This is a genomic window from Mesorhizobium sp. M0802, from assembly GCF_040320115.1.
Lineage (GTDB): Bacteria > Pseudomonadota > Alphaproteobacteria > Rhizobiales > Rhizobiaceae > Mesorhizobium.
In genome coordinates this window covers 37,230-63,840 of the sequence record NZ_JAMYOY010000002.1, presented here as the reverse complement: position 1 = coordinate 63,840, position 26,611 = coordinate 37,230, and the positions used below count along the sequence as shown (strand labels likewise).

The 26,611-nt window shown below is 64.3% G+C and carries 20 protein-coding genes, 1 tRNA gene and 3 pseudogenes; 14 read left to right on the top strand and 10 right to left on the bottom strand.

From position 1 onward, the window contains the following. Positions 1-187: 187 nt before the first annotated feature. On the bottom strand, positions 188-4,192 hold the full coding sequence (locus NKI10_RS03595; protein WP_352858719.1) for a PAS domain S-box protein: 4,005 nt from the start codon (positions 4,190-4,192) through the stop codon (positions 188-190). Between the two features lie 323 nt (positions 4,193-4,515). On the opposite strand from NKI10_RS03595, the gene NKI10_RS03590 reads away from it, so the two are divergent. After that, on the top strand, positions 4,516-4,974 hold the full coding sequence (locus NKI10_RS03590; RefSeq protein WP_023669330.1) for a phasin: 459 nt from the start codon (positions 4,516-4,518) through the stop codon (positions 4,972-4,974). A gap of 346 nt (positions 4,975-5,320) precedes the next feature. Then, positions 5,321-5,397 (top strand) — tRNA-His (locus NKI10_RS03585). 467 nt (positions 5,398-5,864) lie between these two features. Here the strand turns inward: NKI10_RS03585 and NKI10_RS30900 are convergent. The 5 genes and pseudogenes from NKI10_RS30900 to NKI10_RS03565 form a co-directional block, all read right to left on the bottom strand. Further along, positions 5,865-5,998: pseudogene (locus tag NKI10_RS30900) on the bottom strand (glutathione-dependent formaldehyde dehydrogenase); the annotation flags it as partial. 4 nt (positions 5,999-6,002) lie between these two features. Beyond that, positions 6,003-6,083 (bottom strand): annotated as a pseudogene (locus NKI10_RS03580) (alcohol dehydrogenase catalytic domain-containing protein); the annotation flags it as partial. A gap of 81 nt (positions 6,084-6,164) precedes the next feature. Then, a pseudogene (locus tag NKI10_RS03575) lies at positions 6,165-6,278 on the bottom strand (SDR family NAD(P)-dependent oxidoreductase); the annotation flags it as partial. A 68-nt stretch (positions 6,279-6,346) separates the two neighbouring features. Next, complete coding sequence (locus NKI10_RS03570; protein ID WP_031196696.1) at positions 6,347-6,664, bottom strand: hypothetical protein; 318 nt, start codon at positions 6,662-6,664, stop codon at positions 6,347-6,349. Positions 6,665-7,990: 1,326 nt separating this feature from the next. Next, entirely contained in the window at positions 7,991-8,791 is an 801-nt protein-coding gene (locus NKI10_RS03565; RefSeq protein WP_023686799.1) for an IclR family transcriptional regulator, read from the bottom strand. Positions 8,792-9,026: 235 nt separating this feature from the next. Here NKI10_RS03565 and NKI10_RS03560 point away from each other — a divergent pair, with 235 nt between their 5' ends. From NKI10_RS03560 to NKI10_RS03545, 4 genes are read left to right on the top strand one after another with little or no spacing between them, the layout of a single operon-like run. Continuing rightward, entirely contained in the window at positions 9,027-10,079 is a 1,053-nt protein-coding gene (locus NKI10_RS03560; RefSeq protein WP_352858716.1) for a substrate-binding domain-containing protein, read from the top strand. Between the two features lie 27 nt (positions 10,080-10,106). After that, a complete protein-coding gene (locus NKI10_RS03555) occupies positions 10,107-11,606 on the top strand; it encodes a sugar ABC transporter ATP-binding protein (RefSeq protein WP_196815217.1) in 1,500 nt (499 codons plus the stop codon). Continuing rightward, complete coding sequence (locus tag NKI10_RS03550) at positions 11,603-12,568, top strand: ABC transporter permease (RefSeq protein WP_023686801.1); 966 nt, start codon at positions 11,603-11,605, stop codon at positions 12,566-12,568. The genes NKI10_RS03555 and NKI10_RS03550 overlap by 4 nt, the downstream gene beginning before the upstream one ends. Continuing rightward, complete coding sequence (locus NKI10_RS03545) at positions 12,565-13,536, top strand: ABC transporter permease (protein ID WP_023695084.1); 972 nt, start codon at positions 12,565-12,567, stop codon at positions 13,534-13,536. The genes NKI10_RS03550 and NKI10_RS03545 overlap by 4 nt, the downstream gene beginning before the upstream one ends. Here NKI10_RS03545 and NKI10_RS03540 read toward each other — a convergent pair. Then, positions 13,510-14,451, bottom strand: a complete 942-nt coding sequence (locus NKI10_RS03540; RefSeq protein WP_023692366.1) for an amidohydrolase family protein — start codon at positions 14,449-14,451, stop codon at positions 13,510-13,512. The two genes, NKI10_RS03545 and NKI10_RS03540, sit on opposite strands and share 27 nt — an antisense overlap. 71 nt (positions 14,452-14,522) lie before the next feature. Here NKI10_RS03540 and NKI10_RS03535 point away from each other — a divergent pair, with 71 nt between their 5' ends. The 4 genes from NKI10_RS03535 to NKI10_RS03520 are packed head-to-tail and all read left to right on the top strand — an operon-like array spanning position 14,523 to position 18,446. Beyond that, positions 14,523-15,848 (top strand): alanine racemase, encoded by a 1,326-nt coding sequence (locus NKI10_RS03535; RefSeq protein ID WP_352858713.1) that lies wholly within the window; start codon positions 14,523-14,525, stop codon positions 15,846-15,848. 38 nt (positions 15,849-15,886) lie between these two features. Further along, a complete protein-coding gene (locus NKI10_RS03530) occupies positions 15,887-16,231 on the top strand; it encodes a RidA family protein (RefSeq protein WP_023670576.1) in 345 nt (114 codons plus the stop codon). A gap of 2 nt (positions 16,232-16,233) precedes the next feature. Continuing rightward, complete coding sequence (locus tag NKI10_RS03525; protein WP_023681856.1) at positions 16,234-17,244, top strand: succinylglutamate desuccinylase/aspartoacylase family protein; 1,011 nt, start codon at positions 16,234-16,236, stop codon at positions 17,242-17,244. A gap of 20 nt (positions 17,245-17,264) precedes the next feature. Then, entirely contained in the window at positions 17,265-18,446 is a 1,182-nt protein-coding gene (locus NKI10_RS03520; RefSeq protein ID WP_352858710.1) for a hypothetical protein, read from the top strand. 74 nt (positions 18,447-18,520) lie between these two features. Here NKI10_RS03520 and NKI10_RS03515 read toward each other — a convergent pair whose 3' ends face one another. The 3 genes from NKI10_RS03515 to NKI10_RS03505 are packed head-to-tail and all read right to left on the bottom strand — an operon-like array spanning position 18,521 to position 21,685. Then, a complete protein-coding gene (locus NKI10_RS03515) occupies positions 18,521-19,372 on the bottom strand; it encodes a TIGR01459 family HAD-type hydrolase (protein ID WP_352446637.1) in 852 nt (283 codons plus the stop codon). Next, entirely contained in the window at positions 19,369-20,658 is a 1,290-nt protein-coding gene (locus tag NKI10_RS03510) for an FGGY-family carbohydrate kinase (protein WP_352858708.1), read from the bottom strand. Before NKI10_RS03510 ends, NKI10_RS03515 begins: the two co-directional genes overlap by 4 nt. Beyond that, positions 20,642-21,685 carry a class II aldolase/adducin family protein gene (locus NKI10_RS03505; protein ID WP_023738259.1) on the bottom strand — a complete coding sequence of 348 codons (1,044 nt, stop codon included), beginning with the start codon at positions 21,683-21,685 and terminating at the stop codon, positions 20,642-20,644. Before NKI10_RS03505 ends, NKI10_RS03510 begins: the two co-directional genes overlap by 17 nt. 192 nt (positions 21,686-21,877) lie before the next feature. On the opposite strand from NKI10_RS03505, the gene NKI10_RS03500 reads away from it, so the two are divergent. From NKI10_RS03500 to NKI10_RS03485, 4 genes are read left to right on the top strand one after another with little or no spacing between them, the layout of a single operon-like run. After that, the gene (locus NKI10_RS03500; RefSeq protein ID WP_023686810.1) at positions 21,878-22,660 is read left to right on the top strand and encodes a DeoR/GlpR family DNA-binding transcription regulator; all 783 of its coding nucleotides are present in this window, start codon (positions 21,878-21,880) and stop codon (positions 22,658-22,660) included. Then, positions 22,657-24,036: an FGGY-family carbohydrate kinase gene (locus tag NKI10_RS03495; protein WP_352858705.1), complete on the top strand. Its 1,380-nt coding sequence runs from the start codon at positions 22,657-22,659 to the stop codon at positions 24,034-24,036. The genes NKI10_RS03500 and NKI10_RS03495 overlap by 4 nt, the downstream gene beginning before the upstream one ends. Before the next feature lie 44 nt (positions 24,037-24,080). Continuing rightward, positions 24,081-25,577, top strand: a complete 1,497-nt coding sequence (locus NKI10_RS03490; RefSeq protein WP_050588083.1) for a sugar ABC transporter ATP-binding protein — start codon at positions 24,081-24,083, stop codon at positions 25,575-25,577. Next, positions 25,574-26,566, top strand: coding sequence for an ABC transporter permease subunit (locus NKI10_RS03485; RefSeq protein ID WP_023710139.1), 993 nt, complete (start codon positions 25,574-25,576; stop codon positions 26,564-26,566). The genes NKI10_RS03490 and NKI10_RS03485 overlap by 4 nt, the downstream gene beginning before the upstream one ends. The last annotated feature ends 45 nt before the right edge of the window (positions 26,567-26,611 follow it).

Sequence of the window (26,611 nt, the reverse complement as noted above, 5' to 3'; positions counted from 1 at the left end):
TGGACGGCCGGTAAGGAGTTGTTAAGGCCCGGCGTCGATAGTCGCACGTAACTTGAGGGAGAAATCCCGTTCCTCGTCCCCTGAGGATCAGATTCGCTCAAGCCCCCGTTGTGACAGCAAATCCCATTTAAGGCGTCCTGTTGGACGCCTTTTCTTTGTCCGGGATTCTCGCCCGGAAATCGCCGGCCTATTCGGCCAGCACCCGCGTCGACGGGAAGGCAACCTCGACCAGCGTCCCTTCGCCCGGCGTCGAGGTGATGGTGAAGCGGGCGCGGTTGGCTTCCACCATCGCCTTGGTCAGCGGCAGGCCGAGACCGGTGCCGTCGCCACGCCCGCGCTTCAGCGCATTGATCTGCTTGAACGGCTTCAGCGCCTGCTCGATCTCGGCATGGCTCATGCCAATGCCGGTATCGCGCACCCGCATGACAACGTCGCCGGAGGTTTCATAGGCGGTCGACACGATCACCTGTCCGCCGGCTTGCGTATAGCGAATGGCATTGGACAGGATGTTGAGCGCGATCTGGCGCACGCTTCTGAGGTCGGCGACGACTTCCGGCAGTCGCGAGGCGAAGCTGGAGCGAATGATGACACGCTCGCGGTTGGCCTGCGGCTGCATCATCGCCACCGTCTCGGCCAGCGTATCGTTGAGCGACACCGCCTCGTAGTCCATTTCCTGCTGGCCGGCCTCGATCTTCGAAATGTCGAGGAGGTCATTGACGAGATCGAGCACATGGTTGCCCGAGCGGTTGATGTCTCTGAGATAGTCGCGGTAGCGGTCATTGGCTACCGGGCCGAACTTCTCGTCCACCATCAGCTCGGAAAAGCCGATAATGGCGTTGAGCGGCGTGCGGATCTCGTGGCTGATGCGGGCGAGGAAATCGGTCTTCTGCGAGGAGGCGCGCTCGGCCACCGCGCGCGCCTGGGTCAGATCCTCTTCGGCCCGCTTCCACTGCGTGATGTCGCGCACCACGGCGCAGAAGCCGCTGTCATTGGGCAGCCTGCCGATGGTCATGAACAGCGGGATGAAGCGCCCTTGCGCCTCGCGCCCGATCACCTCGCGGCCATCGTTCATCACACTCGCCACGCCGGGCTCGGACAGGCCGTTCAGATAGTCGCGCGCCGCGCGCTGGCTTTCGATGGCAAACAGCGAGGCGAACGGTTTACCGGTGACGTCGTCGCTGTCGAAGCCGAACAGCGCCTCGGCCGGCCGGCTGATCGAGCGGATGTCGCCGTCGCGGCCGATCAACACCACACCATCGGTCGCGGTGTCGATGATGGTGCGCATCTCGGCAATGCGCGCTTTGAGTTCGGAGACATCGGGCTGCGTCTGCTCCTCGGCTGCGAGATGCGCAACCATCGGCGGCTCGTTATCGCCGGTACGTCGCACCACCAGCATCAGCGCCTTGCCGGCGCGCCACGGCACCGAACGCAAAATGGCTTCGATCGGAAATTCCTGGCCCTCGCGCGTCTTCAGTTTGAGTGTGTGGTCGCTTTCGCCGGCCATTTCTGAATAGGGATCGGCAAACAGCGCGTCGAGCCCGCCGGCGTCGCTCAGGTCCTCAAGCGTGTCATAGCCGGTCAGGCCGAGGAATTCCTCATTGGCGTAATGAAGCTCGTCGCCCGAATGGATGAGCAGCGGCACCGGCAGCTTGCCGAGGATCGACGTGTCAGGGGCCTTGTGTTCATCTCCGGCCGAGAATGCCGAAGGCATGAACCCCTCAAGCTTGAGCGGCGGCACTTTCAGGCGCTGTGGTTCTGCCGGCACTGTGTCCGCATCGCCGGCCTTGTCCCCGTCTTCCACGGCGGAATCGGTCGCCTCGTCGGACGGCGCCCAATCCTCATTGTCCTCGGCATCGCGGAAGTCGGCCGACGTCATGCTGTCGTCTTCACCGGCATTGGCCGGCGTCTCGGCAACAACCGGCTGTGGCTCTGCGGCCTCGACGATCTCTTGGGCTTGCGTATCATCCGGTTCGGAAGCCGGCGCAAGTTCGTCGTTGGACGACGTTGCTTCCGTACTGTCTTCGGTGACGGAGCCTGGTTCGGGATCGGCATAGTCGAGCAGGGAGCGCGACACTGTCGGCGCCTTCGCCTCGCCTGCTTCGCTGTCCGCAAGGCCGTCGTCCGGCTGCTCGCCGTCAAGCCGCGTCAGGTCCTTTTCGTCCTCGGCATCGCTTTCCGGCGGTTCGGCCTCAGCCGTTTCGCTTTCGGGTGCGGCTGCCGATGGTTCAGCCACGGCAGCCGGGCCGGCTTCGTCCGGACTCGAGACCTCGGCGGGTTGTCGGGCTGGCGCGGCTGTTTCAGCCTGGTTCGCCTCGACATGATCCGGCTTGAGCTCATCTGCCTTGGCCTGGTCTGGCGTTACCTGATCCGGATTGGCCGGTTCGGCCTGCTTGGCAGTCTCCGGCTGCTCCGGCGGGGGATTGTCCTTCTTCAGCCGCTCGCCGATTTCGCGGAAAGCGCTGCGCTCCAGCGTCGACAGGCCCCTCTCGCTTGTCGGCTGCTTGTCGTTGGCGGGCTGCCGATGCTCGGCCAGCCGGATGACCTTGTCGGCAAAACGACGTTCCTGCTTCGGCACGATGGTCAGCGCCGGCACTTCGCCCTCGAACGGATCGGCCGCCTTGGGAGCTTCCGCCACGGGCTGTTCCGGGGCCGGCTCAGCTGCTGCCGCTGGCGCGCCATTGGGGACCAGCGCCATGCCGATTGCTTCCGGATCGACCACCGCATCGCCGGCGCGGGCGACGCCGAAACCACGAAAACCTTCGAAGGCGCGGCTGCGGCCATAGACAGGCAGTGCTGCCAGATCGACCGGTATCTTCAGGTCGGAGCCGGCAACCGGCCACAGTACCGAGCGGCCCGACCAGGTGTCGCGCCGTTCAAGCAGGCCCGCGATCTCGCCCGAGGCGTCGAGGCCGAAAGTTGTCGCGACGTCCTTGAAGCGGCGGCCGATCACGTCGGCGGCGGCTTTGCCGACAATGTCGCCGAATTCCGGCGACAGCGCGCTGAACTTGCCGTCGGCGTCGGTGCGCCAGACGAAGCGCAGCGGCGGCGCCGAGCGGTCGACCTCACGTTTGGCGGGAGGCGTAGCCGGTGGGGCTGCGTCAGACGGCAGGGCGGGCGCAGCGGCACTGCTGTCCAACTGCGCACTCTCGGCCGGGGAAACAGAGTCCGGCTCGGCCTGCGCCGGGCTGTCCGGCTCGCCCGCCTGCGGCTCTTCGCCGGCATGGAAGTACCAATGATCATGTTGCGCCGGCGCGCTGTCATTCGCCGCCTGCTCGCGGCCGGTCGTCTGCTCGCGATGGTCCGCCTTTGTATCGGTTGACGCCGAAGCATCATGCTCGGTGGCAGCCGGACCTGTCTCCCCGACATCAGGCGCGGCCGCGAGTGGGGCGCCCTGATTCCCGCTTGCGGTGGGGTGGTCAGCCACCGCATCCACCGTTACCGCGTTCTCCGCGGCGGCTTGCGCCGGGCCATCGTCGACCTGCGTTGCAGCAGGTTCGGCATCCAGCTCGCCGACAGGATTTTCCTCACCGAGCTGATCCTCGTCGATGACCACCAGCAGATGCCTGGACTCGGTCAGGCGCGCGAAGCCGGCCGGATAGGACGTGGCGCCGCCGGGGACCAGCCGCTTGACGATGCGGTCGCCCTGGCTCGCCACGTCGGCGACAAGCGCGGCCAGCGTCTCAGGCCGGATGGCGAGCGCGCCAAAGCCATCCGAAGCCGCTTCGACAGTGCCGGCGGCGTCGACAAAGGCGATGAAATGGCCGTCTTCGGTAAAGCCGCTGATCGCGCGGGCCGCAATGTCGGCAGCACTGCGCGAGCCGGCCTGCGCTGCCGGCACCACCAGCATAATGGCGCTTTCGCCGTCCGGCATAGTCACCGCACTGGCCAGGAAGCCGACGGCGCGGCTGGTGATGCCGGTCGCCAGCCGTACCGTAATGGCGCGGTCGCTGCCGATCTGCGGGAAGCCCGCGGTCGCCATGATCTGACGCCTGGCGATCAGCGGCAGCTGTGCCGAAGCGCCGATGATGGCCTCGATATCGGGATAGCCGAACACCGCAGCGCCCGGGCCGTTGGCCCAGATCACCTGTTCGAGGTCGGCCGACAGAATCGCGATCGCGTCGCCGGCGGCGAAGCGCTGGCGAACCGCATCAAGCACGGCGACATCGAGGAAAGAGTAGTTCTCGGAAGGCATGCGCTTGGCGGACCCTTTCGGTGAAACCTCTTGGCGAACCCCTCTTGGCGAACCTACAAGGCGGGCAATTTGCAGTTAACGCTTTGTTAATAAAAGCCCGCGCGGCGAAGGTCCACAATCCATGGCGGGAGCAGGTGGAATCTCTGGCCACTTGGTTAACAGCCTCTCGGAATGTCCCTGGATAACCTCTTGGGTGACGCAGGGGAAGAAATTTATGGTGCACTGCAACAAAGATATTGCATCGCACAAAAAAACCGCTATATTGCCATCATACATGAACGAGACGGCTTTTTGTCAAAGCCGCTACCCCGAAAGGATGGAAAATGACCAAGGCCAAGACCGCTGAGACCATCGAAAACGTCGAATTCCCGAGCTTCGACGCTTCCAAGGCAACCGATCAGATCCGCGCTTTCGCCGAAAAGGGCGTCGAGCAGTCGAAGGAAGCCTACTCCAAGCTGAAGACCGGCGCCGAAGAGACCCAGAAAGTCCTGGAATCGACCTTCGAGACTGCCAAGACCGTTTCCAGCGACCTGTCGCTCAAGACCATCGCCGCTCTGCGCGCCAATGCCGAAGCCGGCTTCTCGCATCTCGAGGCCCTCATCGGCGCCAAGTCGCTGTCGGAAGTGGTCGAACTGCAGACCGCCTTCCTGCGCAAGCGCGTCGAGACCACGGTCGAGCAGGCCAAGGACTTCCAGGCTGTTGCTTCGAAGGCTGCCGAAGACGTCTCCAAGCCGGTCAAGACCGCTTTCGAGAAGGCCCTGAAGGACATCAAGGCCGCCTAATAATTGCGCACAACTCTGCGATGCATCAAAACGTCGCATTTCGTCAGACAAATAGGTGTGCGATAGAGTTGTCCAAATGAATACCCGGCGAGTGGAACCTCCTCCCTCTGCTCTCCGGGGTGACCAGCCAGCACCTCCTCCCGCTGGCTCGTAACAGGAAAAGGCCGGCACCTCCTCCCGCCGGCCTTTTTCTTTTGCCGAAGAAACCGGCGCCTGTTGGCGGAACCGGCTTTGCCTTATCAAAGGCCTTGAATTAGTCTCTGATAGACCGTATTGGACGCATCGCCGAACGACAGAGCGGATCTCGGAGAATGAATTTTCACCACGATCTGGCTCAGGCGAACGTGCCGTTGTAGCTCAGATGGTTAGAGCGCCGGATTGTGGATCCGGAGGTCGCTGGTTCGATCCCAGCCAACGGTACCATCGAATTTCCCGCTAAAGTATTGATTGCCGATCCCGACGATCCACGAGAGATCAAGACCTGTATGGCCCTGTCGGCAGGGCAGGAAGACCCTGACTGCGCACACACACCGCGGTGCGGATACCCGCGCCGCAGCTTAGGTTTCATTTTACTCCAGCGGTTCGTCGGTCGGCCGAGGCGTCGTGCCTGCCTGACGAGGACGGCCGGCATTGCGATTTGCAATGCGGCTGTCGAGTGGCGATCTGGACGCTTGCTGGGCGCCAGCGGTCTTGGGTGCCGTCGGCTTGGCGCCGGAATCGCTGTCTTCAGCATCGCGACGGGGATGTGGCAAACCGGCGGCCTCAGGCGATCTGACCGGAGGTGTCGCGGCCGGGTTTGTCGATACGGGTTTGTCCTTGGCCATTTTCAACTCTCGCCTTTTCAGCATGCAGACGGCCGGACAACAAAGTCGGGCCATTGGACAGAACGGTCAGCCGTGCGGGCGCATCACGACTTTGATGCAGCCGTCCTCCTTGTCGCGGAAGGTTTTGTAAGTTCGGGCCCGGCCTTGAGGCCAGCGCGATGGAATGACGGGTCGATATCGCCGTTCTGAACTTTCTGCAGCGATGTCGCGTTCATCCTGGATCGTCGGATCGGCCACCTGTTCGCAACGTATGTCGCCTTTGCCGTGCCATGTGAGGGCCTTCATGTGCTGTTCCTTGACGACAAGCCCTGCGAGCCCGAACTTGGCTTGATGTGAAATGTTCCCGCTTCCAACGAGCATCCGGCCTCAACCCTTGGCGGCCGAGCCGGGTTCGGCCATGCCGCAATGCTGCTCGGCCAGGGTGCCGGCCGGCGTGCCATGCGCCGCTGCAACCTGCAGCTTGTTTTTCCAGCCGCTGATCGCCTGCTGCCACGACCGCATCCCTGATCGCTTCGCAGGGCAGAGGTTTGGCGCAAGCGCAGGATCTGCTATCGCGCCAGCATCGCGGCGACAACGAACACGACGGCGGCAACGACGACAAGCGCGACAATGGCCAGCACCGGGCCGTTTTTACTCGGGGCCGGGGCTCGCTCGTCGTCCGGCCGCCGCATCGCATTGGCGAAGCTTGCTTGATTAGCGAAAGCCGGCGTGCCCGTCGCTGCGGGAACCGGCACGGCGCAGGTGTCTGCTGCTTCGGCATCGGTTTCCATAGGCGCCGCCGCCGGGTCGAATCCCGGCGTCTTGTCCTCTGTCACCCCAGACTGAATATCGCCTCTGTCTTCGGCCGGGTTACGTTCGACGTTCATGATGATGCTCCTGCCGCTGGCGGCCATGGTCGGCAACGCGGCAGATTCGGCAAAGTTCCAGTCTGGCTCGCAATGCCCGCTTACGCACACCGCCGCTCGTTGACCTTGAGCTGGCTCGTTCCAGCCACTCCAACCCAAATTGCCAGTCCGGCTCCCGGCGGCGCGCTGTTTGGATTCCGTGGGAACATCAACAGCGCCAGCGAGTTCGGTATGTGCAGCGAGTTCCCTGTTCGCCGCATGGCCGACTGCCGGAGCTCTTGACTGCCCGCGTCTTCGCTCCTGGAGCGCGGGCCACTCCTCTTAGCCCAAGGTTGCGATCATGAGCAGAAACATTCCGGAAAAGCGGGCCAGGCAGGGTGGCTTGGGGCGACCGGTCCTTGGCGTGCTCTTGGCAGGCCTTGTCTTGGCGCTCGTTGCCTGGGGGATCGCTGAAATCTATGGCGAGCAGGCTAAGACACCGGCGACACAACAAAACAGCCGGGTTCCATCGCCAGATACTTACAGCCCAAATCCTGGCCAAACGGACCCCGCAAACTCCAAGGCCGATGATGTGAATGGCGAACCGGTGGACCGAAATCCCAAGCTCGACAAGGATCCCACGCCGCGATCAAGCACTGGCGGGGATCAGCCAGGAACGCCGCCAACTCAACCTGCTTCGCCATAGCGTTCGCACTAGTTGATAAACACAATTCAAACAGATGCGGAAATGTGGAGCGGCGATTTCAGCCAATTTCAAGAGCCGGGTCTGTCAATAATCGCCAGCGCTCTCTGATAGCTGGGGAAACCTCCGCTGATTCTTACCGCTTGCTGGATGGCACTGGCGGCTCCAGACCGACTGCGCGCTGTGTCACGCCGGCAGACCTTTGCACCTCTGGGCGCTTTTGAACTTGCAAGTCGATGGAATCGGGCAAGCTGGGTGTAGATGATGCAGTCGTCATCTTATCGAGGTCCGGCAGCAACACCATCTTTGCGTAGCGTGGAGGAACCAGATGGCCTCCGAAAACAGCGAATATCCCGCACACGAATAAAGGGAGAAGCAGGGCCGTAAGCACATCTGTGAAAATTTCGACAAATCTCATGTGCTCGCTCCGCGCGTAAGGATCCCGCCGCGCTCTCGACAGTAAGAGCGGCGGGATCCTCAACCGGCGATGAAGGGACTTTGATCGACGGTCTTCTCCTAATGTGGCTTCCGGTTGCGTGTTCCCTGGTTCGGACCTTATCCACCGACTATGGGACTAAGGTCCCGAACCTAAATGGAACCGATGGGGAAGAGCGGAATCCATGTGCCTTTAAGAGGCTTCAACCAGAGGGCACGACGGCTGATCGTCAGCCTCCCGCCAGAGACAGTCCACGGGCGCGCTCGCGCAGCAAGGCAAGCAGTTCGTCGCGCCGTGGCTCCGGCGTGTCGACGGGTAACACCAGACACAAGGTCCTTTTGATGGCGCCGTGGCCGTCGTGGATGGGCGCTGCCATGCACCAGGTGAAGCGGTCCGCCAGAGCGGCGGTCTCGCTGAAACCCTGCCGGTGGGCCAGGGCAACATCGGCAAAGAATTCGGCTGGTGCAATGATGCGGCCGTCGGGAAGCTTGTAGTCGCCAGATGGGATGAAGTCCCTCAACTCTTGCTCGTTCATATGGCCGAGGAGCAGCCGTCCGGATGCCGTCCATGGGATCGGCACCTCGACCCCGACATCGCTTGAGATCCGGAACGGGCCCGGCGAATCTCGGCAGTCCAGAACGACGTATTTGTTGCCACGCAGGCCGCATAGCTGGACCGTCTCGCCTGTCTCGGCGGCCAACTTATCCAAGGTCTCGATGATGCGACGGTAATGGGCGTTGTGATGTGAGTAGGCCCAGCCGAACAGATGCATGGCGCGTCCGAAATAGACGTAACCTTCACCGCCGACGTTTTCGAGCATTTCGGCGTCGAGCAGGCTGTTGACGATCTCGTAGGTGGTCGAACGCGGCGCGCCGATCATCTTGGCGATGTCGCCGACGCGCATTGGCGCGCGGTGCCGCAGCAACGCCTCGAGCAGCATGATGACGCGGTCAATGCCGCGTCGTCGTTCGCCGTTGCGCGGCTCCGCGCCGGCTTCCTTCCCGATCGCATCGTTAGTGCCGTCGCTCATGACCATCCGCCAAAATCATTTCGGTTCTCGTCTCAAGGCGCTTGAAAGATGTCAAGGCTCGGTCTAGCATCCAATTTGTCCGATATACAGACACATTGTCTGAAATACCAGACAAACTAACGAGCCGGACGCAGACAAATCCCGAGAGGACACACGGTTTCCAAGACCCGGCGACCGACGGGTTTCCTCGCCCTTGTTCTGCACGTCGAGGCCACAACCTCTGAAGGGACCAGTCATGATGAAATCACCGTTTTTCGCATCCGCCAGCGCGCTTTGCCTCGGTCTCGTGCTGAGCTTTGGCGTCGCCTCGCAGGCCAATGCTGCCGCCAACTGCATCAAGGGCGACCGCAAGGCGCCGTACACGATCGGCTGGGCCAACATCTATTCCGTGCCGACCTGGATGAAGCAGACCCAAGGCACGATCGAAGCCGAAGTCGAGACCCTGAAGAAGCAGGGACTGGTCGACAAGCTCGTCGTCACCGACGCTCAGGGCGATGCCAACGTCCAGATCCAGCAGATTCAGTCGATGATCGATTCCGATGTCGACGCCATCATCCTGATCGCCGGTTCGTCGACCGCACCGGCACGCGTTCTGGCCGACGCCTGCGCCAAGGGCATCGCCATCATCAACTTCGACAGCCTCGTCGACACCGACAAGGTCACCGCCAAGGTCAACACCGATTCTTCGCAATGGGGCGACCAGGCCGCCAAGTTCCTGATCGACGCCATCGGCGGCAAGGGCAAGATCCTGATCCTCAATGGCCCCGCCGGGGTTTCGGTCAGCGATGACAGGCGCAAAGGCGCCGACGCTGAGGTCAAGGCCCATCCCGACGTGACGGTGCTTGCCGAGACCAACACGCCCTACAACGTCGCGCCGGCACAGGAAGCCGTCACCAGCCTGCTCTTCGCCAACCCCGAGATCGACGGCATCCTGTCGCTCGGCGGCGCTCTGTCGGCAGGCGCCGTGCTGGCCCTCGACAAGCAGGGCCGTGAACAGGTGCCGATCACCGGTGAGAACGCCCGGCAGTTTTTGGAACTCTGGAAAGAAAAGGGCTTGAAGAGCTGGGCGACGATGCAGCCGAACTGGCTCGGCGCCTTCGCCACCTACACCGCCGTTCAGGCGCTGGAAGGCAAGGATGTGCCGGCTTTCGTCAAGATTCCGCTGCCGGTGATCGACAATTCCAACATCGACGAATACCTCGCCCGGGCCAAGGACTTCCCGGCTGACGGCTACATCTTTTCTCCTTACGATGAGGAGCTGTTCAAGAAGCTGCTGGCTCAGAAATAAGCCTGAAGGGTTGTAGCGTTGACAACCATGGCTCCGCTGCTCGCGGCGCGCGGGGTGTCGAAGTCTTTCTTCGGCAACCCCGTCCTGCGCGACGTTTCAATCGCTCTCCAGCCGGGCCGCGTGCATGCGCTGCTCGGCGAGAACGGCGCCGGAAAGTCGACCTTGATCAACCTTTTGTCCGGCGCCTTGAGACCGGATGGCGGGACGATCGAGGTCGATGGACGCGCGGTCTCACGCATGACGCCAGCTGTTGCGCGGCAGGCCGGCATCGCCGTCGTCCAGCAGGAACTCAGCCTGACGGCCAGTCTTTCCATCGCCGAAAATGTTGGTCTCGGCGCCTATCCCAAACGGTTCGGCCTGATCGACTACCGCGAACTCGCTGCGCGGGCGAGGGCCGCATGCGAACTTGTCGGGCTGCACGAGCCGCTGTCGACGCCGGTCGGGAATCTGTCGCTCGGCCGCCGCCAAATGGTGGAGATCGCCAAGGCGCTCTACCGCCGGCCGCGCGTGCTCATTCTCGACGAACCGACATCGTCGCTATCGGCAACCGAAACCAAAATCCTCACCGATCTGCTGCAGCGGTTGCGCGGCGAAGGCATCGCCATTCTCTACATCTCGCACCGACTGAACGAAGTCATGGCGCTGTGCCAGCACGTCACCGTGCTGAAGGACGGCACCTGCACGGCCGACCGCACCCTGGAAGGCACCGACGCCGCCGGGTTGGTTCGGCTGATGGTCGGCCGCGATCCCGGTGATCTTTTTCCGCAATGGCAGCCTTCCAGTTTGCTTGCCGACGCTATCTCCGTCCGAAATCTTTCGGCCGGCCTGATGCGCGACGTCGATCTGGATATCAAAACGGGCGAAGTGCTTGGCATTGGCGGCCTGGTCGGGCAAGGGCAGGAAGATCTGCTGCTCGGTCTCTACGGCGCCATTCCGGCACGGACGGCGTCGGCGACCGTCAACGGCGCCTCCGGCCTGCCCGGCGGCGTGCCGAAAGCCAACGCGCTGGGGCTGGCCTATGTGCCCGCGGATCGCAAGCGCGAGGGCCTGCACCTGATCCATCCCATCATCACCAACATGATGCTGCCCGCCTTTGCCAGGCTGCCGGCGCTGAAGCTGCGCAGCCGCCGCGCAGAGCGCGAGACGGCCAAAAGCCTTGCCGCCCAACTCGGCATCAAGGGTCACCTCGGCCGGGCGGCGCAGGCTCTATCGGGCGGCAACCAGCAGAAGGTGGCGCTGGCGAAATGGATGCCGCACGACCCGTTGGTGCTTCTGCTCAACGATCCGACGCGCGGCGTCGACGTCGAAACCAAGCGTGAGATCTACATGATGCTTCGCAATTTCGCCGCCGCCGGCAAGGCGGTCGTGCTGCTCAGTTCCGACACGCCCGAACTCGTGCACCTTTGCGACCGTGTAGCCATCGTCCGCGAAGGCCGCATCGTCGCCATGCTGGCGCGTGGAGCGCTGAGCGAGGAAGCCATCGTCTCCGCGGCGATGGGCGCCGAACAGCGGAAGGTTGCGGCATGAACACATCTTCCTCCGCCCGGCAGACCGGCGCGCTCTACTGGCCGGTGCAACTGCGTCGCAATGTCGGCGTGCGCAGCCTGTTTGCCGTCGTCCTGGTGTTTCTCATCGCCTATGGCGTCCTCTTTCCGGGTCTGTTCACGGCGTCCGGCTTCGCCAAATTCACGCAGAGCTGGTTTCCATTGGCTCTGGTCGCGATGGCGCAGGCGATCCTGATGCTCACCGGCGGCATCAGCCTGGCCATCGGCGCGACGGTCAGCTTGGGCGCGGTCATCGCCGCGACGACGATGGCCGGGCCGCTGGGCGTCGCCGGGGGCACTGCCGCGGTGGCGCTGACGGGCCTCGGCATCGGGGCGGCGACCGGCTTCATCGTGGTACGGCTTCGGCTGCCGGCCATCGTGGTGACGCTTGCCGGGTCGTTCATCATCGGCGGCGCCGCACTGCTGATCCTGCCGCGGCCCGGCGGCGCAATCCCGGCGTGGCTGTCCGACCTGCTTGCCGGCAACACACCGGCGGCATTCGTGCTGCTGGTGCTCATCGTTCTCCTGTGGAAGCTCTATCTCGCCACGCCGCTTGGCTTGAGCCTCTATGCCGCCGGCGAGAATCCGGTCGGCGCCTATCGCTCCGGCGTGCCGGTCGACGGCGCGCGCATTGCGGCCTATGCGATCAGCGGTCTGCTCTCCACCGGCGCCGGCTTGTTCGTCGCCGCACAGACCGGTTCGGGCGACCCGGTCATCGGCGCCGCCTTTACCCTGAACTCGATTGCCGCTGCGGTGCTCGGCGGCATCGGCTTCCTCGGCGGCCAGGGCACGATGCGCGGCGCGCTTGCCGGCAGCCTGCTGCTCAGCCTGATGATCAGCGTCATGTTCTTCCTCGGCTTCACGCCGGTCGCACAATATGTGGCCCAGGGCCTGATCATCATCGGCGCGGTCGCCATCCCGCAATTCCGCAAGGCACAGCAATGACAGCATGGAATGACAGCGCGGGCGGCAAACGCGCCCTGACGGTCCTGCGCAGCCGGCCGTTTCTCACCGTTGCCATCGTTGCCGCGGTCTGGATCGTGGCGAGCTTCGTTTCGCGCGGCTTCGGCGCTTATGGCCATCTGCGCTATCTGGTGGAGCTCGGCGCCGTCATCGGCCTGGTTGCCGCGGGCCAGACTTTTGTGGTGATCGCCGGCGGCATCGACCTTTCCGTCGCGGCCATCGTCACGGTCAGCGCCGTCAGCCTGCCGCTGCTGTCGTGGCAGGTGGATCCGACCGGCATCACCGCCATTCTTGCCGTTCTGGTGCTGACCACGGCAATCGGCCTGGTCAACGGGCTCGGCGTCGCTTTGCTGCGCGTCCACCCGATGATCATGACATTGGCCATGGCGACATTCTTGCAGGGTCTGTTGATCATCATCGCCGGCGGCAGCGCCGTGACCGCCGAGAACCCGCTGGTCCACTGGCTCGGCAATGGCCGGCCGGCCGGCATTCCCGCTGGCGTATTGTTGTGGGTGGTCGTCTCGGCGATCGTGCTGACCACGATGCATGCGACATCGCTCGGCGCCCGGATTTTTGCCATGGGCGCCAACCCGCTTGCCGCGGCGCTGTCCGGTGTTCCGGTCACGTCCACGACGCTTGCGGTCTACGGCATCAGCGGCTTCTGCTCGGGACTTGCCGGCGTGCTCGTGTTGGGCATGAACGGACAGGGCTATGTCGGCATCGGCGATCCCTATCTGCTCGCCTCGATTGCCGCCGTGGTCCTCGGTGGCACCTCGATCCTCGGCGGGCTTGGCACCTATGCCGGCACCATCCCCGGCGCCATCCTGCTGGTCACCATCACCGCGCTGATCACCGTCGTCAACGCATCGCCCGGCTGGCGCAGCATCCTGTTCGGCTCGCTGATCCTCGGCCTGCTGCTGCTCTCAGGCCGGGAGCAGGCGCGCCGATGACACATCGTCGAGCCGATAGATGCGCCTTGCGTTGCCGAAGAACAGCGCCGTCTGCTCGTCGGCGGAAAAGTCCGCTGTGATGGTTTTGAAGCCGTCATATATGTCATCGAACGAGGCATGCAGGCCGGCGACCGGAAAGTCGCTGCCGAACATGGCGCGACCGGTGCCGAAACAATCGATGCAATGCAGGACGACGGGCTTCAGGCTGTCGAGCGTCCAGTCATGATCGTAGGCGACCAGATCCGATATTTTGATGGCGACGTTGTCGCATTGCGACAGAAGCCGCAGCCCGTCGCGCCACACCTGCATGCCATCGGCGTCGCGGTCGATCGGGCTACCGCAATGGTTGAGCACGAATTGCTGATCGGGGAAGGCCCTGGCAAGCAGCCCCGCGTCGGCGAGCTGGCGCGGAAACACCATCATGTCGAAGGCCAGCCGATGCTGGCCAAGCAAGGCAAGCCCGGCGCGCCAGGCCGGATCGTCCATGATGCCGTCACGGGCCGCAAAACGGCGGGCAGGGTCGGGATCCCAGCTCAATATGTCGCGCACGCCGGCGACACGCTCGAACGCGGCTTGCGCTTCGATCAGCGCCGGCGCCTGGCGATCGGCGAGCGGCACGTGAACGACATAGCGGGCGGCGACGCCGCGCGATTTGTCGAGTGTTTCAAGCCAGCGCGTTTCTCCGATGCAGTCGCCACTCGCCCAGCCGGCTTCGACATGGACGGTGGCGACGACATTATGCCCTATGGCATCGCGCGCATAATCCCCGGGCAGATAGTTCCGCCGCAAGGGGCCAAGCTCGCCGAGGCCGCCGCGCTCGCTGGCCGTGGCGGCGAGCCAGGGATGCCGTCCCAGTCTGAGATCCCAAAGATGATGATGGGCGTCGATGATCGGTCCGGCGTAAGGTTCTGGCACGTATCTCTCTCAGGCTGTGACCGGCGATCGATCCTGGCTTCGTTCTGCGACGGTAAAAGGGTTAGCATCGCATGACTGAAAACTCACCGGTTCCAGCCCTTTCGGTGCGCGAAAATTTTCGGCTCGACGACCGCATCCGCGGCGTGCCTCCCGGCACAACCGGGCTGGACAGCAGCCTTGTCGCGGCCGAGCACTGGCATCCGGCCGATGGACGCATGGCGCTTCCGGTGCTGACCCTCGACGAGGCGGCCTTCTCCGCCAATCGCGACCTGTTCCTGCGCTATGCGCGCGAACACAATGTTGCGATCGCTCCGCATGCCAAGACGCCGATGGCGCCCGATCTTACCCGGTCGCTGGTCGAGGCCGGCGCATGGGGCACGACGGTCGCCGACATCAGGCAAGCGACAGTGATGCTGAAGGCCGGCTTGACACGGCTGATCATCGCCAATGAGGTTGGAGGAGCCGGCGGCGCCAACCGGCTGGCCGTGCTTGCTGGTGCCTGGCCGGATGCCGAGCTCTATGTCTTTGCCGACTCGGTCGACGCCGTGAACGCGCTTGCCGAGGCTTGGCGCGCCAATGCGGCGCTGCCGCCGCTGCGCGTGCTGGTCGAACTTGGTGCGGGCAGGGCGGGCGCCCGCACCACCGCGCAAGCCGAGGCCATCGCCGATGCGATCACGGCTGCCGGCGGGCGGCTGCTGATCGCCGGCGTTGCGACCTATGAAGGGGCGGCGGCGCAACTCGAGCCCGGTCGCACCGATGAGGTGATATCCGGCCTGCTGGCAATGACCGCCGACATGTTCCTGCGGCTGCGTGCCCGCGTCGGCGGCGACGCACCGCTGATCGTCACAGCCGGCGGCTCCGCCTTCTTCGACCAGGTGGTCGCGGCGCTTGCACCCCTCGTTTCCAGCGACGGCAACGCAACGCTGGTGCTGCGCAGCGGCGCCATCTTCTTCCACGACCACGGCACCTATGACCGTTCGCTCGGCGCCCTCGATGCCCGCAAAGGTTTTGCCATAGGCGGCATCAGCGCTTCGGCGCGGCATTCCTTTCGCCCTGCGCTACGCCTTTGGGCCGAAGTGCTGTCGCGTCCGGAGCCGGGCCTTGTCATCTGCGGCATGGGCATGCGCGACGTGTCGTTCGACCAGGGCTTTCCAACGCCGCTCACCGTCTTTCGTGCCTGCAAGCCGCTGCCGATGCCGGCGACGCGCGCCGAGGTGGTCAAGCTCAACGACCAGCATGCCTTCCTGTCGATTGCGCCGAGCGACGACATCGCCGTCGGCGACGTCATCGAATTCGGCATCTCGCACCCCTGCACCTGCCTCGACCGTTATCGTGTGATCTTCGGGGTCGACGCGACCGGCCACGTCCGCCACGCTTTCCCCACCTGGTTCGGCTGACCAGATCCCCGAAAAAGAGAACCTCGAAAGGATCCGATATGATCAAGTATTTTCAGTCCGGCTCGCGCATGTCGCAGGCAGTCGTCTATGGCGGCCTCGTTCACATAGCCGGCCAGGTGGCCAACGATCGCAAGGCCGGCATCGAAGGCCAGACCAGCGACGTGCTTGCCAAAGTCGAGGCGCTGCTGGTCGAGGCCGGCAGCAGCAAGTCGAAGTTGGTGGCGGTCAACATCTTCCTGCCGCAGATCGGTGATTTCGAGGCCATGAACAGCATCTACGATGCCTGGATCGATCCTGCCCGCCTGCCGGCGCGGGCCTGCGTCGAGGCGCGGCTTGCCGACCCTGATCTGCGCATCGAAATCACCGCGGTCGCGGCGGTCTGACCATGCACACCGGCCTCGCCCACACGCTCGATTTCGACCGCGACGGCAAGACGCTCAGCCATCTAAGCATTCCGTTCTCGATCGATCGCTCGCCCTACTTTCAGGTCAAGGTGCCGATCTGCCTCATCCGCAATGGCGACGGCCCGTCACTGCTTTTGATGGCCGGCAATCACGGCGACGAATATGAGGGCGAGCTGTCGCTGGCAAAACTGGCGCGCCGGCTCGATCCGAAGCGGATCAAGGGCCGCATCACCATCATGCCGATGGCCAACGCCCCTGCGGTGATGGCCGCCAAGCGCTGCTCGCCGCTCGACGGCGGCAATCTCAACCGGGCCTTTCCCGGCGATCCCTCGGGAACGCCGACAAGCCGGCTCGCCAATTTCCTTGAGACGGAGCTGTTCCCCCGTCACGACGTCGTCTTCGATATCCATTCGGGCGGCACGTCGATGGAGCATCTGCCGACCGCGCTGGTTGAACGCAACGCCGATCCCGAGCGCCACCGGCGTGGCGTCGAGCTGATGCGCATGCTCGGCATGCCCTACGGCTTTATCGCTGACAACGGCCAGGCCTCGCCAACCTCGATGGGCGCAGCGCGCCGCGCCGGCGCCATCGGCGTCAGCGGCGAGTTCGGCGGCGGTGGCACCGCAACGGTCGATTCGATGGCGATCACGGCCCGCGCACTCGACCGTCTGATGATAGCAATGGGTGTGGTCGGCGCGCCGGTCCTTGGCGCAGGCGAAAAGCCTTCGGCGCCGACAAGGCTGCTGTCCCTGTCCAGGCACAGCCAGGGCCTCTATGCCACCCGCCGCGGCTGGTTCGAGCCCGCCGCCAGGCTCGGCGACAGTGTCACTTCAGGACAATTGGCCGGCTGGTACCACGATCTCGAGCGGCTCGATGTTGCCGAGGAGGCCCTGCATTTCGCCGAAAGCGGCTTGGTGCTGTCGCGCCGGCTGCACACGATGTGTGAGGCGGGCGACTGCCTAATGCAGGTCGCAGAGCCGGTCGACGGCTGAGCCAAAGGCAGAGATATTCCATGCAGCAACTGTCCATGTGGACCTATCCCTGGGACATCCAGGATCTCGGCCTGGAGACGGTCGAACGTGATCTTGTCGAGCGCGCCGGGCTCAACATGATCAGCCTGGCGACATCCTATCATGCCGGGCGCTTCCTGCAGCCGCGCAGTCCGCGCCGCAAGGCCTATTTCCCTGAGGACGGCACCATCTATTTCAAGCCGACCGCTGCGCGCTGGGGAAGTCTAGCCATCCAACCCAAGGTGGCTGACGTGATCACCGAGGGCGGCGACGTGCTCGGTCAGCTCATCCGCCGTCGCGACGCGGGCGGGCTAGGCGTTTCGTGCTGGACGGTCTGCCTGCACAACACCCGCCTGGGCATGCTGCATCCGCAGGCCGTCACCCGCAACGCCTTCGGCGACGCCAACTACTACAATCTCTGCCCGTCCCATCCCGATGCGCGCGCCTATGTCCGCGCGCTGATCGCCGACATCTCGCACAGCTATCGGCCGGACCGGATAGAACTTGAAAGCCCGTCCTTCATGGGCTTTGCCCATGAATACCATCACGAGAAGGACGGTGTCGGGCTGACGCCGGAAGACGATTTTCTTTTGTCTCTGTGCTTCTGTCCGTCCTGCGTCGCCCGTGCGGCAAAAGCCGGCATCGATGCCGAGGCGGCGCGTAAGCTCACCAGGCAATGGATCGTCGAGACCTGCGAGCGTGCGGTGCCTGAGCGGCGCTTTCCCGATTTCCCCGCCTGCGGCCTCGACGCCTTTGCGCCGTGGCCGGAGCTCCATGCCTATCTCTTGTGGCGATTCGAGCCAGTGACCAGCCTGGTCGCCGAACTGCGCGAGGTAGCCGATCCCACGACGCGGGTCGTCATTATCGATCTGAAAGACGGCTGGCTTGGCGGTTGCGATCTGGCAGCGCTGGGCAAGGTGTGCGACGGGGCGATCCTGTGCGCCTACGACATGCAGGCCGGCGATGTCGCCAGCCTGATGGCGGCCGGCCGTGCGGCACTGGGCGCGGACAAATTCGTCGGCGCCGGCTACCGGCTGTTCTATCCGGAAATGGCCCGCCCCGACATCCTCGCGGCCAAGGTGAAGCCGGCGCTGGCGCCCGGTGTGGACGGCGTCAATTTCTACAATTACGGCCTCATTCCAGCCGCGCGGCTCGACTGGATCCGCGCTGTTCGGCAGTCTTGAGCCAGCCGGCCAATGCTCGTGGCCACGAGGCGTTGAGGCCGGATTCGGGCGCGAGCGCTGCCGGGTTAATCAAATCAGCGAAACCTGAAGCCATCCATGGTGTAATCCGGGTAGGCGTCCATCGTGTCGAACAGATCGAACAGGTCAGGGGTCTCCGCCAATATTCCTGACAGAACCAGCACCGTGGCCACGCCGGCAGCAAGTCCGCCGGCGATGTCGTGTTCGACACTGTCGCCGACGCAGACCACAGTGCCGCGGTCTGGATTGCCTGCCAGCGCTAGTGCGGCGCCGAATATGGCGGGGTAAGGCTTGCCGATACGCGTGACGCTACCACCGAGGTCCTCGTAGAGATCCGCCAGCCGGCCGGCGCCGAAGCGCGGCCCCACTGCCGTCAGCATGATCTTGTCAGGGTTGGTGCAGAAGCATGGCACCTGCCGCACCGCAGCCGGCGCAAGAAGTCGGCGATAGTGCTCAAGATCATAGCGGTCGCCCTCGCTGGCCGAAATCAGCACCAGCCCGGCATCGTCACCGTCCTTGGTCAATGCGAACGGCAGACCTTCGATCGCCGAGCGGTCATCGTCGCGGCTCATCAACAGGCATTTCGTGTTTGGCAGTAGCTTTCCGGATACCGCCATGTCGTGGAAGAACTCCCACGCGACCTCGCCGGAAGAAACAAAATGGTCCCAGCTTCCCGGTTCGAAGCCGAGCTTTAGCAGCCGGGTCTCGTTGGGCCCCGCCCGCTTGCCGGAGTTCGAAATCAGCACAGTGGTCTTGCCGGCGCGCTTCAGCGCCGATAGTGCTTCCACCGCCCCTGGATAGGGGCTGGCGCCGTCATGCAGCACGCCGAACTGATCGAGCAGGAAAACATCATAGCGCTCGGCCAGCTGACTGATTCCGTTGAGGTGTTCGACTGTTTTCGCGCTCATAGAAGCCCCGCCAGGCTTGCGCCCATCAGCGCCAGCCGCGCCGTGCCGGCGGCGGCTTCGTGCGAAAGCGCCGGCAGGAAATCAACACCAAGTCTGCGCTGCCGGATCGCCGTCCAGGCGGCATTCGCCGCACCGCCGCCGACGCTTCTGACCGACGTCAGCCGCGGCGCGCCGAGCTCTGCGAGCCTGTCATAGCCGAGCGCCTCGATCGCGGCGATACCCTCCAACATGGCTTTCAGATAGTCGGCGTCCTCCACCGGTCGCGGCACAAGACGCGGCGGCAGTGCTGGATCGGCGATCGGAAAGCGTTCGCCTGCAGTGGCAAGAGGATAGTAGTCGAGGCCGGTCTCGGTCATCGGGTCGATCGCCATGCTCAGCTCGACGATGCGCGCCAGAGGGAAATGCTGTGTCAGCACCTTGCCGCCGGAGTTCGATGCGCCGCCCGCCAGCCAGACATCTCCAAGCCGATGGCTGTAGATGCCGAAGCGTGGCGCCGAGATAGGCCGGTCGGACAGGATCTTGACGGTCAACGACGACCCCAGCGCGGTGACGCCGTCGCCTATTGCCGCGGCACCTGTCGCCAGGAACGAGGCGCAGCCATCGGTCGTTCCGGCGACGACGGCGATTTCGCGCGGTAAGCCGAACATATCCGCGGCATCCGCGGTGAGCTTGCCGACGACATCGCCCGGCCTGGCGATACCGGGCAGCAACTCCATGCGCATTTCGGTGGCCGCAATCCAGTCCGGCCAGCAGCGGGCCGTGATGTCGTAACCGGTTTTCAAGGCATTGTTCTCGTCGCTGACATCGAAGCGACCGGAGAATTGTCCCGCGATCCAGTCCGCCTGATGCAGCACCGCGGCAACACCGGGCGTGCGCTGGAACCAGAGCGCCTTGGCGAGACCGGACGTCGCCCCAAGTGCGGCACTGGTCGCTGGGGCTTCGCGAGCGATCGCGACCAGAATGGCGTTGTCGGCGACCGTATCGTTGTACATCAGCGGCTCGGCCAGCGGCCGCCCGGCGCCGTCGACCGGCAGCAACGTACCTGAAGTGCCGTCAACAGCGATCGACCGGACCGCTGTTCGGTCGATGCCCGAAAGCAGTTCCGCCAGCGCTGCGCCGACCGCTGACCACCACACTGCAGGGTCGCGGGCATTCCGGCCAGACAACTCGAGCGAAACGGCGGAACGCGCGGCAATGGAAAAATCTGGACGCATGGCGACCGCGCGCGCGCCGGACGTGCCGATGTCGATGCCTATGGCAAGCGGCGTGTCAGCGGCTGGCGGCATTGAGTTTCTGGCGATACTTCTCGGCGTCCCAGTTGACCAGTTCATCGTTCTCCGCGGCGGTGAGGTAGTTCAGCCGCGCTGCAATGTCGATGCGTGCCGTCACGTCGGCAAGGCAGCGTTGCATGGCGTCGGCGCCCGCACTGGCATCGCCGCGCATCAGCACGCCCAGCCCGGGAAACAGGATCGCCACGGGGTTTGCACCGCACCGCTCGATGACGCGCGGCACATCCTCACCGGGCTTTGCCACCACCGACCCCCGACCCAGAAAGATGACGTGATCGGGGTAGAGGCTGCCCCCGGACGCCATGCGGCGGCTTTCGGGATCGATGGCGACCGCGTGCGCCTCGATTTCCGCCGGCAGCCTGTAACCGGTTTTCCCGGCCAGCGCCGCCAATCCCGCAACATCCGGTTCCGCCACTTGGCGCGCCGGCCGCGCCAGAAGCAGCGTGACGCGGCGCAGCAGCACTTCGGCCTCGGCGACGGTATCGGCCGCGACGACCAGCCCGTGATTGGCAAGGATCAGCACGTCGACCCCAGCCTGAAGCCGCTCGGCAATACCCTGGGCAAGCGGCAGGCCTGGCCGGAAATAAGGAACATACGCCCATTTGAGACCATCAAGGCGTCTGGCGGCTTCCACCTCGCAATTGGCCTGTACCGCCAGCGAAATGGTTTCGACGCAATGGACATGCAGGACGACGCGCTGCGGCATCAGCGCGTGAACGGTGGTTTCAATCGAAGGGCGCAGGCGCCGGGCGTTGAGCGTCTCGATGGCGAAGATCTGCGGCTGGTCGGCGGCGCTGTCGCGCTGTTCGACAGCCCTGAGCAGCGGCGCCATGGCCACCGGCACCATGATATCTTCGGAGAGCGCATCCTTCAGCCATGTGCCGGAAGCCTTGATCCACAGCGTGTCGCCGGCTTTCAGCGAGGTGTTGCCGCCGGCGGCCTGGGTCAGGTTTGGGCTGCGCCCGATGCTGGCCGAAAGCGCCCGCAAGGCAGCCATTTCCTGCGCATCCGCATAGGTCGCCATGGCGCATTTCCTCTATCAGCCCCGCCAGCCTCGCAGCTTCGGATACCCGTCGTGGGATGTTGATGTGTATCGCAGATGCGAGCGACTTACGTCAATAGTGATCTAATGTCATCAAAGGTTCTTGCAATCGGAAAGATGTTGAGTAAGTTACGTCAAATGCCGTAGCAAAAACGGCTTCCGGGAGGAAAACGATTGAGCGACTCCGGCCGCCAGCGTCAGATCGTCGAGTTGCTGCGGGATCGTCCCTTCGCGTCGGTGCGCGAACTGCAGGAGCAGCTCGGCGTGTCGGCGGCGACGGTGCGGCGCGACATCGACAAGATCGACGAGGCCGGTGAAGCACGGAAAGTCTATGGCGGCATCTCGGCGCTCGACGGCGCTTCACAGGCGGGTGTTGCCTATGCCAGACCCTATGACGAGAACCGCGACCTCGCGGTCGAGGCCAAGCGGCAGATCGCCGCTCTCGCGGCCACGATGGTGCGCGACGGCGATGCGGTCATCGTGCATGGCGGTTCGACCTGCTTCCACCTTGGGGTCAAGCTGGCTGAGCGCAGCATCCGTCTCTATACCAATTCGATGCCGCTCGCGGCCTATCTGAGCGACCACGGCCATTGCAGCCTGACCGTTGCCGGCGGCGATCTGCATCGTGAGCCGGGCATCATCCATTCACCGACCCAGGCGGAGCCGTTCTACGCATCGAAGTTCTTTCTCGGCGCGCAAGGCCTTGGCCAGGAGGGCGTGCTGGAATCGCACCCGCTGCTGGTCCGCTCCATCGCCGATCTCAGCCTGTGTGCCGACCAGATCGTGGTGCTGGCCGACAGCCGCAAACTGTCGATCCACGCCCGTAACATCGCGCTGCCCTTGTCGCGCATCGGCACGCTGGTGACCGATGACGGCCTGTCCGACGTCGACGCGCGCATGCTGGAAGACGCGGGCGTCATGGTGCGCGTCGCCTCGGCTTCGGGAGCCATCCAGTGAAGATGGCCGTCCTCGATTTCGGCAAGACCAATTCGAAGCTGTTCGTCTTCGCTCAGGACGGGCGCATCGTCGACGAGCGCCGGACCCGGCCGAACTGGATGCGCAAAGATGGCTTCAGCGTGCTTGATGAGGCAGCACTTCACAATTGGGCGGTTCGCGCCGTTAGCGAGGCCGCCGACATCCATGGCGTAGAGGGCGTGATGGTGTCGGGCCATGGCTGCACCTTTGCCCTGATCGACGAGGCGGCGCTGACGCATCCGATACTCGACTACGAGCAAGAGCCGCCGGCTGATATTGCCGCGCAAATCGATCGCCTCGTTCCGGATTTCACCCAGACCTTCTCGCCGCGATTGCCGCTCGGCTTCAACTACGGTCGCCACATGCTGTGGCTACAGGCGGTGCAACCCGGTGCATTCACGGCCGCGAAATCGATCCTCGGCTATCCACAATACTGGAGCTGGCGGTTTGGCGGCCGGGCGGTCTCGGAAGTGTCCTATCTCGGCTGCCACTCGCATTTATGGGCGCCGCGCAAGCGCGACTTCAGTTCGCTGGTCGACATTGAGGGCTGGCGCGACCGGATGCCCGCTTTCGAGCGGGCGGGCTCGGTTGTCGGCGAGCAACGCCTCGGCGATACGAAGCGGCGGATCGCCATCCACAATGGTGTCCATGACAGCAATGCCGCGCTCCATGCCTATCGCCGGCAGGAGCTTGGCCCGGTCACCGTCGTCTCGACCGGCACCTGGGTCGTCGTGCTTAATCCGGATTGCCTGCTCGACGCGCTCGATGGCCAGCGCGACATGCTGGTCAATGTCGATGTCGACGGCGGCCCTGTGCCGACCATCCGCTTTATGGGCGGGCGCGAATTCGCCACGATCAGCGACGGCTGGCAAGGCGCGATCGCGCCGGCGACAGTGCAGCGGGTGATCAACGCCGGCAGCATGGCGCTGCCGAGCTTCGCGCCGGGCGGCCCAATGCCCGGCCGGGCCGGCAAATTGGTCGGCCGCATGCCAAGCGCCGAGGAACGCGCAGCCGTGGCGCTGCTCTACGTCGCGCTGATGGTCGACCTCTGCCTCGACCAGATCCATTCGGACAACACCGTGATCGTCGATGGCGGACTGAACGCTGGCGGCCTGCTCGCCGGGCTAGTGGCGCAACTACGTCCCAGCCAGGCCTTCCTGCAAGGGGCCACACTGGAGGGCAGCGCCACCGGGGCGGCGGCGCTGGCCTTCGAGACCGTCGGCCGCGAATTTGCCGCGGAAGTGCCGGAGCCCGTGCGTGCCGCAAGCTTCACCGGACTTGCCCGATATCGCGACACATGGCGTGGCCTCATCGGCGAGCAGGGCATCCCCCGCGCGGCAGCGGGAGGCGCACGGTGATCGTCGCTGCTCAGGCCGAAGTCACGCGCCAGCCAGTGCTGGAAATGCGGCACATCTCGAAGACGTTCGGGCCAGTCCGCGCCTTGCAGGACGTGTCGCTGACCGTCCATGCCGGCGAAGTCCATGCGCTGATGGGTGAAAACGGTGCCGGCAAGTCGACTTTGATGAAGGTGCTGTCCGGCGCCTATCGGCCTGATGCCGGCGGCGAGATACTGATCGACGGCGTGCCGGTCGCCACCGGCGACCCGATCAAGGCGCGGGCTCACGGCATTGCGGTTATCTATCAGGAACTGTCGCTGGCGCCCAACCTGACGGTCGCGCAGAACATCTTCCTCGGCAATGAGCCGAGGCGTTTCGGCATCGTCGACCGCGACCAGTGCTACCGGCGCAGCAATGAGATCATCAAGCGTCTCGGCGTGTCCTTCTCCGCACGGGCTCAGGTTTCCAGCCTGTCGCTCGGCGAGCGTCAGCTGGTCGAAATCGCCCGCGCGCTTTCGACCAGCGCGCGCATCATCGTCATGGACGAGCCAACCACCTCGCTGACCTCGCGCGAGACCGACCGTCTCTTCGAGGTCATCGCGACGCTGAAGTCGCAAGGCATCGCCATCATCTACATCAGCCACCGCATGGAAGAGGTCTACCAGTTGGCCGACCGTGTCAGCGTGCTGCGCGACAGCGGCTATGTCGGCACACTCGAGCGCGCCGAGCTGAACGCCTCGCGCCTCGTCTCGATGATGGTTGGCCGCGACCTGTCCGCTTTTTACAGGAAGGATCATCGCCCGCCGGACAACAAGCGCGCGGTCGCCTTGTCGGTGCGCGGCATGGCGGACGGCAATCTCCTGAAGAACTGCTCCTTCGAACTGTATAAGGGCGAGGTGCTGGCTCTGGCTGGCCTTGTCGGCTCGGGCCGCACCGAACTCGCGCGACTGATCTTCGGTGCCGACAGACGCATCGCCGGCACGCTGGAACTCGACGGCAAGCCCGTAACCATCGGCTCGCCAAGCGAGGCACTGAATGCCGGCATCGCCTATCTCACCGAGGACCGTAAGGAGCTCGGCCTCTTTCTCGACATGTCGATCTCCGACAACATCAGCATGGGCGTGCTGGCCAGGGATGCGCGGCCCGGCGGCTTGCGCGATTTCAAAGCCGCCGAGAGACGTGCTGCCACTGCCGTTTCGGATCTCTCCATCCGCACCAGGTCGGTACAGGCCAATGCCGGTTCGCTGTCGGGCGGCAACCAGCAGAAAGTGTTGCTTGCCCGCCTGCTCGAGACCGAGCCGCAAGTGGTCATCCTGGATGAACCGACGCGCGGCGTCGATGTCGGAGCGAAGTCGGAAATCTACCGGCTGATCGACAATCTCGCCAAAAAGGGCATCGCCATCCTGATGATCTCCAGCGAACTGCCGGAGGTGATCGGCGTCGCCGACCGCGTGCTGGTAATGCGCGACGGCACGATCGCCGGCGAGGTGACGGCATCCAAAGACCAGCCGCTGCGCCAGGAAGCAATCATGGAACTTGCAACGGGAGCGGCCAAGGGATGACCGACAAGGCGACCGAGATCAGTGGCCAGGCTGTCGGCAGGAGCCGGCGGTTGCGCACCGCCTTCGCCGCCCTTGGCATGCTGCCGATCCTGATCCTGCTGGCGGTCGGCTTTCAGTTGATGAACGCGCGCTTCTTCACCCAGACCAATTTGCTGATCGTCATGCAGCAATCGTCGATCAACATTGTGCTGGCAGCGGGCATGACCTTCGTCATCCTGACCGGCGGGATCGACCTGTCCGTTGGCTCGATACTTGCCGCCTCGGCGATGGTGGCGGTGATGGTGTCGCTGGTGCCTGATTGGGGACTGCTGGGCGTGCCGGCGGCCATTCTCGTCGGCCTCGGCTTCGGCGTCATCAACGGGCTGCTGATCGCCTATATCAGACTGCCGCCCTTCATCGTCACGCTGGGGTCGCTGACCGCTGTGCGCGGCGTCGCCCGCCTGCTCGGCCAGGACACCACGGTGTTCAACTCGGACCTGCCGTTCGACTTCATCGGCAACGGTACGCTGTTCGGCATTCCCTGGCTGGTCATCATCGCCTTGTCGGTCGTGGTGCTGTCCTGGCTGGTGCTCAAGCGCACCGTGCTCGGCACCTGGATCTATGCCGTCGGCGGCAATGCCGAAGCGGCGCGGCTGACCGGCATCAAGGTGCCGCTGGTGCTGCTCTTTGTCTATGGCGTTTCCGGCCTGCTGGCCGGCCTTGGCGGCGCCATGTCAGCGGCCCGGCTCTATGCGGCCAACGGGCTGCAGCTTGGGCAGTCTTACGAACTCGACGCCATTGCCGCGGTCATTCTCGGCGGCACCAGCTTCGTCGGCGGCGTCGGCTCGATCTGGGGTACGCTGATCGGCGGCCTGATCATAGCGGTGCTCTCCAACGGGCTTATCTTGGCCGGTGTCTCGGACATCTGGCAGTACATCATCAAGGGATTGGTCATCATCGTGGCAGTCGCCCTCGACCGCTACAGGCTCCAGGCAGGAGCGAGAACGTGATTGACCTTGGTCGCCGGCGTAAACGACCGGTTTGTGTAACGCACC